Origin of the sequence: Thiocapsa roseopersicina, assembly GCF_900106925.1 — a bacterium.
Lineage (GTDB): Bacteria > Pseudomonadota > Gammaproteobacteria > Chromatiales > Chromatiaceae > Thiocapsa > Thiocapsa roseopersicina.
In genome coordinates, this window is sequence record NZ_FNNZ01000014.1 from 76,816 (window position 1) to 92,110 (window position 15,295).

13 protein-coding genes are annotated in these 15,295 nt (G+C 65.4%); 6 read left to right on the top strand and 7 right to left on the bottom strand.

Annotation, left to right across the window (positions count from 1 at the left end; translation table 11 throughout):
- Nucleotides 1-15: 15 nt before the first annotated feature.
- Both tsaE and BLV04_RS15155 read right to left on the bottom strand, forming a co-directional pair.
- Complete coding sequence (gene tsaE, locus BLV04_RS15150) at nucleotides 16-525, bottom strand: tRNA (adenosine(37)-N6)-threonylcarbamoyltransferase complex ATPase subunit type 1 TsaE (RefSeq protein ID WP_175534648.1); 510 nt, start codon at nucleotides 523-525, stop codon at nucleotides 16-18.
- Nucleotides 522-2,069 carry an NAD(P)H-hydrate dehydratase gene (locus tag BLV04_RS15155; RefSeq protein WP_093033834.1) on the bottom strand — a complete coding sequence of 516 codons (1,548 nt, stop codon included), beginning with the start codon at nucleotides 2,067-2,069 and terminating at the stop codon, nucleotides 522-524. Before BLV04_RS15155 ends, tsaE begins: the two co-directional genes overlap by 4 nt.
- Before the next feature lie 134 nt (nucleotides 2,070-2,203).
- Between BLV04_RS15155 and queG the strand changes: the two genes are divergently transcribed.
- Nucleotides 2,204-3,250: a tRNA epoxyqueuosine(34) reductase QueG gene (gene queG, locus BLV04_RS15160; protein WP_093033837.1), complete on the top strand. Its 1,047-nt coding sequence runs from the start codon at nucleotides 2,204-2,206 to the stop codon at nucleotides 3,248-3,250.
- Nucleotides 3,251-3,437: 187 nt separating this feature from the next.
- Here the strand turns inward: queG and orn are convergent, their stop codons facing one another.
- Nucleotides 3,438-3,986 (bottom strand): oligoribonuclease, encoded by a 549-nt coding sequence (gene orn, locus BLV04_RS15165; RefSeq protein WP_093033841.1) that lies wholly within the window; start codon nucleotides 3,984-3,986, stop codon nucleotides 3,438-3,440.
- Nucleotides 3,987-4,128: 142 nt separating this feature from the next.
- On the opposite strand from orn, the gene BLV04_RS15170 reads away from it, so the two are divergent.
- The 3 genes from BLV04_RS15170 (at nucleotide 4,129) to BLV04_RS15180 (ending at nucleotide 6,177) form a co-directional block, all read left to right on the top strand.
- Nucleotides 4,129-4,452, top strand: coding sequence for a c-type cytochrome (locus BLV04_RS15170; protein ID WP_093033844.1), 324 nt, complete (start codon nucleotides 4,129-4,131; stop codon nucleotides 4,450-4,452).
- A gap of 4 nt (nucleotides 4,453-4,456) precedes the next feature.
- Nucleotides 4,457-5,470 carry a ribosome small subunit-dependent GTPase A gene (gene rsgA / locus BLV04_RS15175; protein WP_093033847.1) on the top strand — a complete coding sequence of 338 codons (1,014 nt, stop codon included), beginning with the start codon at nucleotides 4,457-4,459 and terminating at the stop codon, nucleotides 5,468-5,470.
- A gap of 227 nt (nucleotides 5,471-5,697) precedes the next feature.
- Complete coding sequence (locus BLV04_RS15180; RefSeq protein WP_093033849.1) at nucleotides 5,698-6,177, top strand: EVE domain-containing protein; 480 nt, start codon at nucleotides 5,698-5,700, stop codon at nucleotides 6,175-6,177.
- A 150-nt stretch (nucleotides 6,178-6,327) separates the two neighbouring features.
- On the opposite strand, the gene BLV04_RS15185 is transcribed toward BLV04_RS15180, so the two are convergent.
- The 4 genes from BLV04_RS15185 to BLV04_RS15200 all read right to left on the bottom strand — a co-directional run bounded on the left by BLV04_RS15185 (nucleotide 6,328) and on the right by BLV04_RS15200 (nucleotide 12,206).
- Nucleotides 6,328-6,684 carry a hypothetical protein gene (locus BLV04_RS15185; RefSeq protein WP_093033851.1) on the bottom strand — a complete coding sequence of 119 codons (357 nt, stop codon included), beginning with the start codon at nucleotides 6,682-6,684 and terminating at the stop codon, nucleotides 6,328-6,330.
- A 230-nt stretch (nucleotides 6,685-6,914) separates the two neighbouring features.
- Entirely contained in the window at nucleotides 6,915-8,213 is a 1,299-nt protein-coding gene (gene bioA, locus BLV04_RS15190) for an adenosylmethionine--8-amino-7-oxononanoate transaminase (RefSeq protein WP_093033853.1), read from the bottom strand.
- A 118-nt stretch (nucleotides 8,214-8,331) separates the two neighbouring features.
- Nucleotides 8,332-9,765, bottom strand: a complete 1,434-nt coding sequence (locus BLV04_RS15195) for a GTPase/DUF3482 domain-containing protein (RefSeq protein WP_093033858.1) — start codon at nucleotides 9,763-9,765, stop codon at nucleotides 8,332-8,334.
- Nucleotides 9,765-12,206, bottom strand: a complete 2,442-nt coding sequence (locus BLV04_RS15200; protein ID WP_093033861.1) for a DUF2868 domain-containing protein — start codon at nucleotides 12,204-12,206, stop codon at nucleotides 9,765-9,767. The genes BLV04_RS15195 and BLV04_RS15200 overlap by 1 nt, the downstream gene beginning before the upstream one ends.
- 369 nt (nucleotides 12,207-12,575) lie before the next feature.
- On the opposite strand from BLV04_RS15200, the gene BLV04_RS15205 reads away from it, so the two are divergent.
- Both BLV04_RS15205 and glgX read left to right on the top strand, forming a co-directional pair.
- Nucleotides 12,576-12,947 carry a hypothetical protein gene (locus tag BLV04_RS15205; protein WP_093033864.1) on the top strand — a complete coding sequence of 124 codons (372 nt, stop codon included), beginning with the start codon at nucleotides 12,576-12,578 and terminating at the stop codon, nucleotides 12,945-12,947.
- Nucleotides 12,948-13,195: 248 nt separating this feature from the next.
- Nucleotides 13,196-15,286: a glycogen debranching protein GlgX gene (gene glgX / locus BLV04_RS15210; RefSeq protein WP_093033867.1), complete on the top strand. Its 2,091-nt coding sequence runs from the start codon at nucleotides 13,196-13,198 to the stop codon at nucleotides 15,284-15,286.
- Nucleotides 15,287-15,295: the final 9 nt, after the last annotated feature.

Here is a 15,295-nt window from a genome sequence, read left to right on the forward strand (position 1 = left end):
TTCCACGTTGCATCATTACATTACATCCGACTTCTCAGGCGATGCGGAACGCGCCGAGTCCCCGGAGCCGAGCCCGGCCAGCGCATCCAGCACGGCCTCGCCCGACGCCGTCCGGGCCGACAGACGCAGACGGCGGCCGTCCGCGGCGTACTCGATCGCAATCACCAGGTCAGGCAGCGGCAGCATCCCGAGACCACGCTCGGGCCACTCCACCATCCAGACGGCATCCTCGGCGAGCAGATCGCGCAGGCCCAGATACTCGAGCTCCTGCGGATCCCCGAGACGATAGAGATCCAGATGGTTGATGCGTCTGTCCGCCAGCTCGTAGGGTTCGAGCAGGGTATAGGTCGGGCTGCGCGCCGCACCGCGATGACCGAGTCCCGCGAGAACGCCTCGGGTCAGGGTCGTTTTGCCGGTCCCCAGATCGCCCTCGAGATAGACGATCAGACGCGGTGGCAAGCGCGCCGCGAGCCGCGCTCCGAAGGCGAGCTGCGCCTCGGAATCGGGCAGCCAATGCTCGATCATGAGTCCTCCTGCAATGCGGGCACGCGATTGGCCACCGGGCGAAGGGCGGCGATGATATCGCCCGCAACGAGGCCGCGCTCGCCCATCCGCGCGGCCCGATCGCCCGCCGCCGCGTGCAGACAGACGCCGGCGCAGGCGGCATCCTCCGCGTCGAGACCCTGAGCGCGCAAGGCGCCGATGACGCCGGTCAAGACATCCCCGGAGCCGGCAGTCGCCATCCCGGGGTTGCCGTCGCTGCAGACCGCAAACGGGCGCAAAGGATCGCTCCGGATCAGCGTCCCGGCGCCCTTCAGGACGACGACACCGCCGTAGCGACCCTGCAAGGCGTGCACAGCGGCCGGACGATCCTGCTCGATCGCAGCGATGTCGGTCCCGAGCAGGCGTGCCGCCTCCCCCGGATGCGGCGTCAGCACCCAATCCGACCCCGAGCGGGGCGACTCGGCGAGGAGGTTCAGTGCGTCGGCATCGACGACCATCGGCAGGTCGAGGCCAAGCACGGACTCCCAGAGATCGCGGCCCCATGCCTCGCGACCCAACCCGGGGCCGATCGCGACGACATCGGCCCGCGCGATCAGAGGATCGAGGTCCGCCGAGGTCTCGACCGCAGAGACCATCAGCTCGGGACGCGAGAGATTCAGCCAAGCGGAATGTGCCGGATGCGTCGCGATCGTGACCAATCCGGCACCGGCCCGCAGCGCGGCCTCGCCGGCGAGACGCACGGCACCGGACAAGCCGGGCGCGCCGCCGATCACCAGCAGGTGTCCGAAGGTACCCTTGTGGGCGGTGCGCGGACGCCGCCCGAAACGTGCCGCCTGCTGATCCCAGTCGATGCGCCGTGCCGACGCTACCTCGCCGGCATAGACCCGCGCCGGGATCGAGAGCGCACTGAAACGGATCTCGCCGCAGTACTCGGGTCCAGCCCCGATGAAGAGACCTTGTTTGAGTCCGATGAAGCTGACGGTGACATCCGCCCGCACCGCCACGCCCATGACCCGTCCGGTATCGGCATGCAGACCCGAAGGGATGTCGACGGCGAGCACGGGCGCGCGCTGCCGGTCGAGTGCCTGAATCGCCTCGGCCCACAACCCCTCGACCGGGCGTTCCAGCCCGGTCCCGAGAAGGGCATCGACCAGGACATCCGAGCGCCGCGGCAGTCCCCGATAAGGCTCGATCGTCCCACCCGCGTCGCGCCAGGCGTCGCGACTGATGGCCGCATCGCCCGTCACGCGCTGCGGATCCCCGAGCTGCAGCAGGCGCACGGCCAGACCCTCGGCTCGCGCCAAGCGCGCGATCACGTAGCCGTCCCCGCCATTGTTGCCGACACCGACGAGTACCGTGAGATCGCGGGCATCCGGCCAGCGTTCACGCAGGATCCGATAGGCGACCTCCCCGGCCCGGTTCATCAGCTCGATGCCCGGGATGCCGTACTGCGCGATCGCGCAGCGGTCGAGGTTGCGCACCTGCTCGGCGCGATAGAGCGCATGCGGCAGACGATCGCTGTCGGGCATCGGGTTGATCGGTATCGTCAGGCGCTCGGCGTTCATGGTTCCCGATGTGCTCGATGGGTCGACGCGATGGGTTGTTTCGAGGGCGCCGCCCCCGAACAAAGCGTTCGAGTCGGCTTCGGATGCGGTCTATCCTTCGGGGATCCGCAATCGCCGAGGCACGACGACCCGGAATGATACCGCCCGACGAGATTGTCGCCCGCATCAAGCGCCGGGGTTTGGAGCTCGGCTTCCAGCAGGTCGGGATCACCGACACCGACCTCGCCTCGGCCGAGGCACGCCTCCTGAGCTGGCTCGACGAGGGCCGTCACGGCACCATGGACTACATGGCCCGTCACGGGCTGAAGCGCTCGCGCCCGGCCGATCTGGTGCCCGGCACGGTCCGGGTGATCTCGGTGCGGATGGACTATCTGCCCGAGTCGCACCGGGCGATGCAGGCCGCGCTCGATGATCCGCCGCGCGCCTTCATCTCACGCTACGCGCTGGGTCGCGACTATCACAAGGTGCTCAGAGCGCGGCTGCAGCGCCTCGCCGAGAATATCCTCGCCGAAATCGGCCCCTTCGGCTACCGGGTGTTCGTCGACTCCGCACCGGTGCTGGAGAAACCGCTGGCCGCGAAGGCCGGACTCGGATGGATCGGCAAGCATACCAACCTCATCCACCCCAAGGCCGGCTCCTGGTTCTTTCTCGGCGAGATCTACACCGATCTCGCGCTGCCCATAGACTCCCCGATCGCCGATCACTGCGGCCGCTGTCGGGCCTGCATCGAGGTCTGTCCGACACGCGCGATCGTCGCGCCCTACGCGCTGGATGCCCGCCTGTGCATCTCCTACCTGACGATCGAGCACGCCGGCGGCATCCCGGAACCGCTGCGGCCGCTGATGGGCAACCGCATCTACGGCTGCGACGACTGTCAATTGGTCTGTCCCTGGAATCGCTTCGCGCGGCTCGCGGCCGAACCGGATTTCCAGGCTCGCCACGCACTGGATACGGCCTCGCTCGTCGAGGTCTTCGGCTGGGACGAGCCGACCTTTCTCGACCGCACGCAAGGCTCCGCGATCCGTCGGATCGGCCACAGCCGCTGGCTGCGAAATATCGCCGTCGCGCTCGGCAACGCGCCCTCCTCTCCCGCGATCAAACAAGCCCTGAACGCCCGTGTGGACCATCCCGACGCCCTGATTCGGGAGCATGTCGGCTGGGCGCTCGGGCGGATCGGTTAAACCGCGTCCAGAGCGACATGCGTCGTTTCCATTGTGCGTTTGGCTTCGGAGATATCCTCGATCCCGGTGAGACGCGGTTTAGAATTTAATATTTTTGAATACTTTAAACCGCGTCAGCTCCGACTGTCATCGGAGCTGACGCGGCCAAACCACTCCAACACATGACGCATACGGCACCGGGCGCGGTTTAAACCGCCCGCAAAAGATGCGTGCGATAATGCTTGAGCTCATCGATGGACTCGCGGATGTCGTCCAGGGCCAGATGTCGCGACTCTTTCTTGAAGGCACTCGCAACGTCGGGCGCCCAGCGTTGCGCGAGGATCTTCAGAGTGCTCACGTCCAGATTGCGATAGTGGCAGTAAGCCTCGAGCTTCGGCATCCAGAGCGCGAGGAAGCGTCGGTCCTGACAGATGCTGTTTCCGCACAAGGGCGAGGCGCCGGGCGGGACGAAATCGGCGAGGAAGCGCAGGGTCGTCGACTCGGCATCCGATACGCCCTGGGTGCTCGCGCGCACCCGATCGAGCAGGCCGGAGCGGCCGTGATGGTCGCGATTCCAGTCGTCCATGCCGGCAAGAACGGCCTCGGGCTGATGGATCGCAACGACGGGACCCTCGGCCAGGATGCGAAGATCGCTGTCGGTGATCATGGTCGCGATCTCGAGGATGCGATCGGTCGCGGGGTCCAGCCCCGTCATCTCGAGATCGAGCCAGATCAGATTATTCTCGTTCTTGGTCAAATACCTGCTCTCCTGCAATCCGCAAACGGGTGAGCCGGCCACCTGGTCTTACCCGGCGGTCGACACCATGATCGGCTAGGGTAGCGGCGTTTTCGCCTGCTGGCGACCTTGCGCATTCCAACCATCCTTCGGAGTCTCATCCATGAAGATCCAGTCCATACTCCTCGGCGCGGGCACGGCCGCGCTTCTCGGCCTCGGGTCGGTCACGGCACAGGCACAGGCACAGGCACAGGCACAGGCACAGGCACAGCCTACCGAGAACGCCGAGGAACTTTACGAAGAGAACTGTCTCAGCTGCCACGGCAGCGAGATCTACACACGCGAGGGGCGCATGGTCACCTCGCTCGACGGACTCGAGCGGCAGGTACAACGCTGCGAGACCGCGCTCGGGTTGCGTTGGTTCGATGAAGACATCAAAGACGTGGCCAGCTATCTGAACCATCACTTCTACAGTTTCGAGCGTTGAGCCTGTGACGAAACGGCGGCTGTCCGGACGCCAGATCGAGCGGATCCAAACCATCCAGGACCGCCGCCGCCAACGCCTCGCTGCGCGCGTCGACAACGCCCTCTCGGAGATCGAGGGCGAGCCGTCGCCCGTGGAGGGCCGGGTGGTCGTGCGCCACGGGGCCAATCTGGCGGTCGAGGATGCCGACGGCGACATCACCCATTGTCTGTCGCGTCAGAACATCGGTCATCCGGTCTGCGGGGATCGCGTGGTCTGGCAACGCACCGCGGACAACCAGGGTGTCGTCACCGCCATCCTGCCGCGGCAAACGCTGCTCAGCCGCCCCGACTTCGGCGGCCGCGACAAACCCTTGGCGGCCAATCTCACACGCCTGGTGATCCTGATCGCGCCGCGACCCGAGCCGAGCGACTATCTGATCGATCAATATCTGGTTGCGGCCGAGACCATGGGTGTGGAGGCCGTCATCGTGGCCAACAAGATGGACCTGCTCGACGCGGACGAGCGTGCGGCGTTTCAGGAACGCTTCGCCTATTACGCGGCCATCGGATATTCACTCCTCTGGACCAGCCTGCGCGAGCCGGAGACCCTGGTCGAGCTGATCCGTCATCTCGGCGCGCAAACGAGCATCCTGGTGGGCCAGTCCGGCGTCGGAAAATCATCCTTGGTCAAAGTGCTGCTGCCGGATCGCGAGATCCAGATCGGTCGACTCTCCAAGGCCACCGGACTGGGGCGCCATACCACTTCCGCGGCAACCTGCTATCGCTTGGCCGACGACGGCGCCTTGATCGACTCGCCCGGCGTGCGCAGCTTCCGCACCGGCCCGCTCGACCGCGATGCCCTGCAGCAAGGGTTCCGCGAGCTACGCCCCTACATCGGACACTGCCGGTTCGCCGACTGCCGACATGACCAGGAGCCAGACTGCGCGATCCGCGGCGCCGTCGCAGAGGGCCTGATCGCCCCGCAGCGGCTCGCCAACTTCAAACATCTGCTGGCTGAAGCGGAGCAGGCACGCACCTAAACCGCGCCCGGTGCGGTATGCGTCATTTGTTGGAGTGAATCGGCCGCGCCAGCTCCGACGACTGTCGGAGCTGGCGCGGTTTAAAGTACTAAAAAATATTAAATCTTAAACCGCGTCTCCAAAAAGGTCGGAAAAATCCTTATGCCCGACACAACATGAAAATAACGCATGTCGCTCTGGACGCGGTTTAAGCCCCGTCACGCACTGCCGAATCAGGACACGACAGGATGAAATACTGGTTGATGAAATCCGAGCCGGACGCCTTCGGTCTCGAGGACCTGGCCGCGCGCCCGAACCGGACCGAGCCCTGGGACGGGGTGCGCAACTACCAGGCCCGCAACATGATGCGCGACGCGATGCGCCCGGGCGACCGGATCCTCTTCTATCATTCCAACTGCGCCGTGCCGGGCGTGGTCGGGATCGCCGAGGTAGCGAGCGAGGCCTATCCGGACAGCACCGCCTTCGATCCCGAAGCGAAGTATTTCGATCCCAAGAGCGACCCGGAAAAACCCCGGTGGTATCTGGTGGAGGTCCGGTACGTACGCCACCTGAAGCGGACCATCTCGCTCGCCGAGCTCAAGGCCCATGCGGACTGCGCACTCGCCGGGTTCCCGCTCGTGCGCAACGGCAATCGGCTCTCCGTCATGCCGGTGACGTCCGAGCAATGGGACTTCATCCTCGGTCTCGAGTCCGAGGCCGATTCTTAGGTCGACGTGGAGCGGTCGGGGAAGAATCCAGTCACTTTCGCGCCGCCGAGGCATGCCATGCACCGCCGTAAACTGCCGATCGGGATCCAGACCTTCGCCAAGATTCGGGAGGTCGAAACGCTGTAAATCGCCGTCCGCAGGGCGCGCGGATCACATCAATCGGGCGACGGAGGCATGCTGCAGCCCGAGTGCCTGCTGGCCCAGCTTGAGTGCCTGCTCGGCGAAGGCGTCGAGATCGCCCCAGCGGTCATCCGTATCCACCACCTCCGACATGACCTCGCCGACGATACCGAGCCGGTAGGCCCCGTCGGCGCGCTCCGCGGGCGGGCTTGGCTCGACACAGACATAGAAGATGGGCTCGCGTTGCCCGGACGGCACGAAGGCGAGGATGTACCGATAGGTACGGCCATCCCCGCTCTCGATCTCGCCGAGCAGCGAGGCGCTGTGGGTGCCGACCTGATAGCGGCGTTTCGGGATGGCGGTCTTGATGACTGGGCGGTCTTGCATGGCACGGCTCCTGAAGCATGTCGAATCGGGCGCGGTATCCTCGCCCTGCCCTGCAGGTGGGGACGTTTTTGCGTCAACGCAGGCCGAAGCAACAAGCCTCCGTCCATTCTCCGGGCGTCTATTGGAGCGGTGCAGCGATTCCGAGAGCGCCCGAGACCATTGTCGTTGTCGGATCGATGGTCGATTACGACAACGACAACGAACAGTCTCGACACATCTGCGGTGCTGCACTATCCAGATGACTCCACCGCCATCTCGCCGAGGACGGAGACAACCGATGTGCAGAGTGTCGCAAGCTCCTCGTCGCCGATGATGTAGGGCGGCATCAGATAGACGAGTCGGCCGAACGGGCGCACCCAAACCCCTCGCTCGACGAAACGGCGCTGGATCTCGCGCATGGACACGGGCGTGGACATCTCGACCACGCCGATCGCGCCGAGCACGCGCACCTCGGCCACGCCGGGAAGGTCCCGGCAGACCGCCAGTCCGGCGCCCAGACCGCGCTCGATCCGCGCGATGTTGGCTCGCCAATCGGAGGCGAGCAGGAGATCGATGCTGGCATTGGCGATCGCGCAGGCGAGCGGGTTGCCCATGAAGGTCGGGCCGTGCATGAAGACGCCGGGGTCGCCCGATGAGATGGTCCGGGCGACCCGATCGGTCGCGAGCGTCGCCGCGAGCGTCAGATAGCCGCCTGTCAGGGCCTTGCCGAGTGTCATGATGTCGGGAGCAACCCCGGCATGCTCGCAGGCGAAGAGCGCACCGGTGCGACCGAAGCCGGTCGCGATCTCGTCGGCGATCAGGAGCACCTCGAAGCGGTCGCAGAGCCGCCGGACTTGCGCGAGATAGTCCGCGCTGTAGAAGCGCATGCCCCCGGCGCCCTGCACGATCGGCTCGAGGATGACCGCGGCGAGCTCGGCGTGATGTCGCTCGATCAAGGCTGCAAACTCGGCGATCTGCTCGGGCCGACAGGGCTCGCCGAATCGGCATGCGGGCGCCGGTGCAAAGACCTGCTCGGGCAACACGCGGCTGAAGAGATGGTGCATCCCGGTCACGGGATCGCAGACCGACATGGCTCCTTGGGTGTCCCCGTGATAGCCCGAGCGGATCGTCATGAGCCGGTGCCGCTCTGGTCGTCCGGCGGCCTGCTGGTATTGGATGGCCATCTTGATGGCGACCTCGACCGACACCGATCCCGAGTCGCAGAGAAAGACCTGCTGCAGCGGCTCCGGCGTCAGCTTCACCAGGGTGTCGATCAGGCGTACCGCCGGCTCGTGGGTCAGCCCGCCGAACATGATGTGCGACATGGCATCGAGCTGATCGCGCGCCGCCTGATTCAGGACAGGATGTTTGTAGCCGTGGATAGCACACCACCAGGAGGACATGCCGTCGATCAGCTCGCGGCCGTCCATGAGCCGGATCCGACAACCCGACGCCGAGCGCACGGCATAGACCGGATCGCGATCGATCGTGGAGGTGTAAGGATGCCAGGCGTGGGCCCGGTCGATCCCGAGCAGCTCGTCGTCGTTCAACGTGGGTTCACGTAATGGTTCACTTTCGGTCGTCGCCGCTATCGTTGTCGTTGTCGATTACGACAACGACAACGATTGGATTTGGTGCTTCACGGACTTCCGAGACGTGTCGAAGCGATTACAGATCCGCACGACTGTCGATCTCGCTCACCGCCAGTCCATGCAGGATATCTCGGATGATGGCGCGACACTCCTCTTCGCGCTCGGACTTGCCCTTCCTGGCTGCGTTGAAGAAACGCGCCAGATCGCGCTGCTGCGCGGCGGGCAACTCCTCCGTAAAACCGGCCCGGCGGATCTCCTTCTCGGGGACCTTGTCGGGCGCGTCCTCCTCGGCGGCTTGGCGACCGTGCGACCAGTTCATGGCTCGCGCACTGTAGAGTACGATGCGATCCAGCAGGACGAAGGGGAAGCGCGGATTGTGCACCGGTCCGACCGTGAAACGTTGCGTCCCCGAGGCGCGCTCGATGTTCAGCTTGGCCAGTGCCTTGCTCCCCATGAACCCCAGGACGCCGCCCGTCGCCGCACCGATCAACGCGCCCGCTCCGAAGGTGTGCCCGGCGGTGGAGAGGTCGATGGTCGCACCCGAGGCCGCGCCCGCCGCCATGCCGACCAGTGCGAGCTGGCGTTTGGACAGACCGAGCGCCTGATTGACCTCCTCCGAGAGCAGATCCTTGCCGAGGATCGAATCCGGGGGCATGTGCCAGACGTGATGGCGAAAATTCGCGCGAATCTGCTCCTGCGCCTTCGTCTCGAGCTGGCGCAGGCCGTCTTCGAACGCCCTCATCACCTCCTCTTTGACGCGCTCGCGACCGCTTTCGAAGACCAGCTTGCTCTCCTTCACGGTCTTCGATGCCTTGTAGGTGAGCGCCTCCTTGAGCAGATCCAGGATGGTGGTGACGGCCTGATCGGTGCGTCGATTCCAGTCATGCTCGAAGGCATGGATCGCCTCTTCGACGAGCGGCTCCCAACGCTGATCGATGCTCTTGAGCGCCTGCAGCAAGCGCACGCGCTCGCCGTAGGTGGCGCGGTGGGCGTTGAAGTCGCGTACCGAATTGAACGCCTTGCAGAGCGCATCGCGCCACTGGGTCATGTAGCGCGTGTTGTTGGTGAGATTGTTCAGGATCGCCATGCGCGGGCGGGCGGTCAGACGCAACAGCTCGATCTCGACCCGATCCTTCTCCTTGATGCGCTTGGAGCCGTCGACCACCAGGATGATGGCCGCACCCTCGGCAACCGGCTCGAGGAGCTCGCAGTCGTGCGTGAAGAGGGGGTCCGCCCGATGCGCAGCCACGAACGCCCGTGCCAGCTCGCGCTTGCCGCTCTGGGCCTGAAACCATTCCAGGATCGCGTTGGGATTCTGGAAACCCGGGGTATCGATGAATTCGATCACCGGCCGCCCGTCGATGATGACCGGGTAGACGTTCGATTCAGTCGTGGTGCCCGCGCGTTTATCGATCTGAATCAGGTCGTTTTCGGTCAGGGTCGCGACCACGGAGGACTTACCGGCATTCGGGTGCCCCATGATCGCCAGTCTTGGAATCTTCCCGGACATCAGTCGTCTCCATCCTCGTGAGGCGGCGCAAGCATTTCCAAGCGCAGGTAGGGGTCGGCCATCTGATCGATCTTGCGCTGCCAATCCGTGTAGTCGAACGGGCGCATCGGCGGCAGACGGTCATCGTCGGTCGGATCGCCCACCAGTGCGAGCATGATCTGGGCGCGCGTCCCGGCCGCGGCGCGCAGCTCGCGCAGGAAGCGCAGGCTCTCCGTGATCGGGGGCTGCGAGCCGTCCTCGATCAGGACCACACGAGGCGGCGGCGCCTGCCAGTCGCCGCGCTCGAGGATGCCGAGCGCCTCCTCGGTCATCGCGCTGCCGGCGCCGACGGTCGCCGTCGCCGCAACCCGCCATCCGCTCAGATGCATGAGCATCTCCTCGAGCCGCGGGCGGTCCTCGTCCTCGAGGATGTCGTCGATGTCGACGTGCAGCAGAAGCAAGCAGGCGTCGGGGGCAAAGCGGGTGCCTTGTGCGGGGATCGACTTCGGCGGTGTCGGAGTCGCGGCCGCCGGTTTCGGAGCCCGAGTTGGAGCCGGCTCGGGGGGTGGCGTCGGAGTCTCCGTGATCCGCGGCTGGGCCGGGGCTTGCACGAGCGGCTTCTCCGGCACCTTCAAATCCGAGCCCGTCGAAGCCGCGGGCTTTGCCTTCGCCTTCTTCGGCTCGCCCGGCGGCATCGCGGGGGCCGCAGGCGTCGCAGGCCGCTCAGTGGGGCGCGATTGTGTCTCGGAAGGCCTTTGCGCGGCCTCTTCGGGCTTTGGCTCGGGCTCGGGCTCGGGCTCGGAGATGGCCGGTGCAGCAGGCGCGGGCTCCGGCACGGCTGGCGGCTCGGGTTCCGGCTCACGCTTAGATTCGAATTGACGAACCGAGGGTGCCGCCGTGCGGTCGGTTTTGCTTGACTCGGGTGTGTCGACCGCACGCTCGGCGACACCCGGAATTTCTTGCTCGGGAACCGTCGAAGGCGCCTCGGCCTCGCGCGGCAGCATCGGTCTTTGCACGGGCTCCGGAGCAGGAGCCGTTTTCGGTGCATCGACAGGGGGCGCCACGACTGGCGGGATCACCGGCGCCGGTGCGAGCGGGGGCGGCGGGGCCGGGGGCGGCGCCTCGTCGCCCGGCTCGACACGCCGAACCAGGGCGTTACGCCAAGGACGTGCAGAGGTCGTCGGTGCCGACTCGGCCGGACCATCCGCCCCCTCGGGACGCGGCTTGCGCGAGGTGGATGCGGCCGGGATCGGCATCTCGGTGCCCCTCTCGCCGCCCGGGCGTCCCCCGCTCGGTGTCGTCTCGAGGCGTGGGGAGAGCATGCGGGCATAGAGCGCCTGGGTGCGACTGTGCGTAAAGGGCAAGCGCGCCAGAATCAGGCGCCGGGCCACAACGGACCCGCCCCACAGCAGCAACCGGGGAAGGAGCCCGTAGGTCGTGACGGCCAGGACCAGGAACGAGCCCCATGAGCGCAGATGCGCCGGATCCGGCTTCACGGTCGGCGTGATGCTCGCCCAGTGCTCGAGGAAGATACGCGAGCCGGCTACCTGCTCCAGGCTCGGGTAGCCGATGCCCTCGCCGAGCAGCCAGCTCCAGGGCAGCGCGATCAATCGGGTCATGTCGAAGATCGTCTGCGGATGGACGTTCAGGGTCGAGCCCCAACCGAAGGCGAGGTCGGTAAACCATTCCAGCATCAGGGTCGTCAGGATGACGCCGACATTGAAGGCGACCCCGAAGATCTGGGCCGGGATGATGAGCGGCAGATAGGAGACCGGGCCATAGACCACGTATTGCGACTTGAAAAGCCCCTGCCGAGCACGCGCCTGATCCTGAATCTCGGCTGCGGCATGACCGATCCGTTGGCGCTGAAGCCAGCTCGCGGCCTTGGTCACGAGCGGACGCACGACGTGCATCAAGAGGCCGGGCGCCGCGCCGTCGCCGCGCCCGCGCGCCTTGCGCAGCGCCCAAGCCGTCGCGAGCGAAGCCACAAGTAGAAACTGCACGATGACCAACAGAAATAGATACCAGGAGACACTGACCGGGCGGGTTCCGTCGTAGCTGAGCAGCGCGGAGGCCACGCCGATCCCGGCGATGAATCCGATGACCACGAGCAGCAGGGTGACTAAACGCTCCGCGCTCGCGAACGCCGCTCCCGGCAGAACCCCGAGCATCTCCGGGCGCTCCGCATTACGGCGAGCCGCGAGCCATCGGCGCAGGCTGAAGCGCCGATGCGCCGGCGTATGCGGCGGCTGATCGCCGATCTCGGGCGCAATCGTGTCGAGATAGAGCGAGCGGTCGCGCTCGGCCATGCCCTTGCGCGCCGACGGATGTTCGCGCAGCTCGCGCTCGTCGGCATCCAAGTAGTATTCGAAGTCGATCAGATCGGCGACCGTCCAGTCGCGCGCCTCATCGGACGCTGCGTGGACCTCGGTCGAATCGGCCGGATGATGTCTGAAATCCATAGGGATGCGTCAAGACTCCTCGGTGCTGGTCCTTCGGTGCTGTCGGAGCACCCTTCGATGCTTGTTTCGGCGGCCTGTTGCTGGCGCCTGGAGCCGACGCACCGAGCATGACGGAGGGCTCGGACGCGACCCGTCCGTTATTCTTATACGTGATGTCGACTCGGGTCGAGCCTAACGACTGCCGACCATTGCTCGAAATATCCCACAGTCCGGCCGTCAATTCACGTTTACAACTGCGACGCCCGAGCATACACCCTCGGCGCGGGCGAGCGGCGCTCTCGTCGTCCCGGGCAATCTCGTGCAATCCGTGCAAACAGGTCCCCGAGCATGGCATCATCGAGGCTCGTCGGTGAGTCACCGGAGCATGCCATGACACGCGATTCGAGCCCCGCTACGCCGCGCCTCGCGGTCCTCGCTGCAGCACTCGTTGCCGGTGTCGCATTCCTGTACATGGTGAAGTTGATGCACGACATGTCCGCAAACGTCGCCCTGATGGCGGGCGAGATGGCATCCATGTCGGCCGACATGGGCCGGATGCGTCAGGACATGACCTCGCTCGCCCGAGACGTCTCCACCATGAGCCAACAGGTCGCCACCCTACCCGCCATCGCCGAGGATATGGGTCGGATGCGCATCGGTATGGAGCGCCTCTCGGGCATCGTCGGCGGCGGCGATCAGATCCCGGCGGTCAACCCGATGGGCGTGATTCAGCAGATGATCCCCGGCAGCGATCGGCGCTAAAACGCGCCAAGCGCGGTATGCGATGGCTTTGGATGGGATCGGCCCCGGCAGACTTGACGAACGTTGGAGTCGGCGCGGTTTAAAATATTAAAAAATATATCGTTTTAAACCGCGTCCCCGCTAAGCGTCATGGATGCACCAAACGTCGAGCTCACTCGAATTTTGAGCATCTCGCTCAGGCCGCGGTTTAGATACGATCGGCGTCCCTTCGGGCGACGTACGGATGGCCTCACGTCAGGAGAACGACGATGGCGAAGGCGAAGGCGAAGGCGAAATATTCGGTCCAACCCGGCAACTGGGACAACGCCGGTGCCAGGGCGACGGATGAGGGGGTGAACTTCTGCATCTTCTCGCGCCATGCCGAGCAGATCGAGCTGTTGCTGTTCGAAACCGCAGCCAGCCCCGAGCCCTACGAGATCATCACGCTGGATCGCCAGGTCAATCGAACCTTCTTCTTCTGGCACATCTTCGTCGAGGGTTTGGGCGAGGGAATCTTCTACAACTGGCGCATCCGCGGGACCTGCGACACTCGCGTGATCGGGTGTAGGATCGACGGCGAGAAGGCACTCCTCGACCCCTGGGCAGTCACGATCGACGATCGGCTGTGGAATCGCGAGATCGCCGCTCGTCCGGGCGACAACGTCGCCACCGCGATCCGCGCGCAGGTTGTGCGCGACCGCTACGACTGGGAGGGCGACACGCCCCTGCACATCCCGCTGAACGCCGCGGTCATCTACGAGATGCACGCCGGCGGCTTTACGCGCCATCCCTCGTCCGGGGTCGCACACCCCGGCACCTTCGGCGCCCTGATCGAAAAGATCCCCTATCTGCAGGATCTGGGTATCACCCATGTCGAGCTGATGCCGATCATGGCCTTCGATCCCCAGGACGTCCCGCCGAAGACCGCCGCCATGGGCATGGAGAACTATTGGGGCTACAGCACCCACAGCTTCTTCGCGCCGCATCCCGGCTTCGCGCTCGATCCGGCGCGCGCCCGCGACGAGTTTCGCGATCTGGTCAAGGCCCTGCACCGCGCCGGCATCGGCGTGATCCTGGATGTCGTCTTCAACCACACGGCCGAGGGCGGCGCCGACGGACCGACGATCAGTTTCAAAGGCATCGGCAACGAGGTCTTCTATCACCTTGATTTCTTGGATCGGCGCATCTACCGCGACTACACCGGCTGCGGCAACACGGTGAACTGCAACCACCCGATCGTCACGCGCTTTCTTATCGATGCCCTGCTCTACTGGGTGCGGCAGATGCATGTGGACGGCTTCCGCTTCGATCTCGCCAGCGCCTTGGCGCGCGGGGAGGACGGCCATCCCCAATATCACGCGCCGATCCTCTGGGCGACCGAGCTTTCACCGGCGCTCGGTCGTTCACATATCATCGCCGAGGCTTGGGACGCGGCCGGGCTCTATCAGGTCGGCGACTTTCCCGGCTTTCGGTGGGCCGAGTGGAACGGACGGTATCGCGATCTGATGCGCAGCTTCGTCAAAGGCGATTCCGGCTTGGTCGCCGAGGTCGCAACTCGGATGACCGGCTCGAGCGACATGTATCAGAGCCGTGGGCGGCTACCGAGCAATTCCGTCAACTTCATCACCTGCCACGACGGCTTCACCCTATGGGACCTGGTGAGCTACAACCTCAAGCACAACGAGGCCAACGGCGAGGACAACCGCGACGGCCACAACGACAATCTGAGCTGGAACTGCGGTGTCGAAGGCCCGACCGACGATTCGGCGATCCTCGCGTTGCGTCGACGCCAGGCCCGCAACTTCATCGCCATTTTGATGCTGAGCCAGGGCGTGCCCATGTTGCGGAGCGGCGACGAGGTGCTGCAGAGCAAACAGGGCAACAACAACAGCTATTGCCAGAACAACGCCATCTCCTGGTTCGACTGGACCCTGCTCGACGACAACTGCGGTATGCATGACTTCGTCCGGGGTATGATCGCCTTTCGTCAACACCACCCGACGCTGCATCGCCGCCGCTTCTTGACCGGCGAGCCCGCCAACGGCCAGCCATTGCCGGATATCGCGTGGCACGGGGTCGGACTGAGCTCCCCGGAGTGGGACGACCCGGCGGCGCAATCCTTGGCCTTCACCCTTGCCGGGGTCACCGCCGAGGAACCGCCACTGCACATCATGCTCAACATGGGCAAGGCTGCGTTGGAGTTCGCGGTTCCGCAGATCCCGGGATGGTCCTGGTCTGTCGCGATCGACACCGACCGTGAACCTTCGATCATGGAGCATCCCGATCCAAGCCTGTCGCCCGGATCGCGTGTCCGGGTCGCACAGCGCAGCCTGACGGTGCTCGAAGGGCGCGCCTCTTAAACCGCGCCG

Excerpts from the sequence above, each read along its gene's own strand:
- queG (WP_093033837.1), top strand. The coding sequence starts at position 2,204 with ATGATACCGCCCGACGAGATTGTCGCCCGCATCAAGCGCCGGGGTTTG.
- glgX (WP_093033867.1), top strand. The coding sequence starts at position 13,196 with ATGGCGAAGGCGAAGGCGAAGGCGAAATATTCGGTCCAACCCGGCAAC.
- BLV04_RS15170 (WP_093033844.1), top strand. The coding sequence starts at position 4,129 with ATGAAGATCCAGTCCATACTCCTCGGCGCGGGCACGGCCGCGCTTCTC.
- BLV04_RS15200 (WP_093033861.1), bottom strand. The coding sequence starts at position 12,206 with ATGGATTTCAGACATCATCCGGCCGATTCGACCGAGGTCCACGCAGCG.
- BLV04_RS15180 (WP_093033849.1), top strand. The coding sequence starts at position 5,698 with ATGAAATACTGGTTGATGAAATCCGAGCCGGACGCCTTCGGTCTCGAG.
- BLV04_RS15185 (WP_093033851.1), bottom strand. The coding sequence starts at position 6,684 with ATGCAAGACCGCCCAGTCATCAAGACCGCCATCCCGAAACGCCGCTAT.
- tsaE (WP_175534648.1), bottom strand. The coding sequence starts at position 525 with ATGATCGAGCATTGGCTGCCCGATTCCGAGGCGCAGCTCGCCTTCGGA.
- BLV04_RS15195 (WP_093033858.1), bottom strand. The coding sequence starts at position 9,765 with ATGTCCGGGAAGATTCCAAGACTGGCGATCATGGGGCACCCGAATGCC.
- BLV04_RS15155 (WP_093033834.1), bottom strand. The coding sequence starts at position 2,069 with ATGAACGCCGAGCGCCTGACGATACCGATCAACCCGATGCCCGACAGC.
- BLV04_RS15205 (WP_093033864.1), top strand. The coding sequence starts at position 12,576 with ATGACACGCGATTCGAGCCCCGCTACGCCGCGCCTCGCGGTCCTCGCT.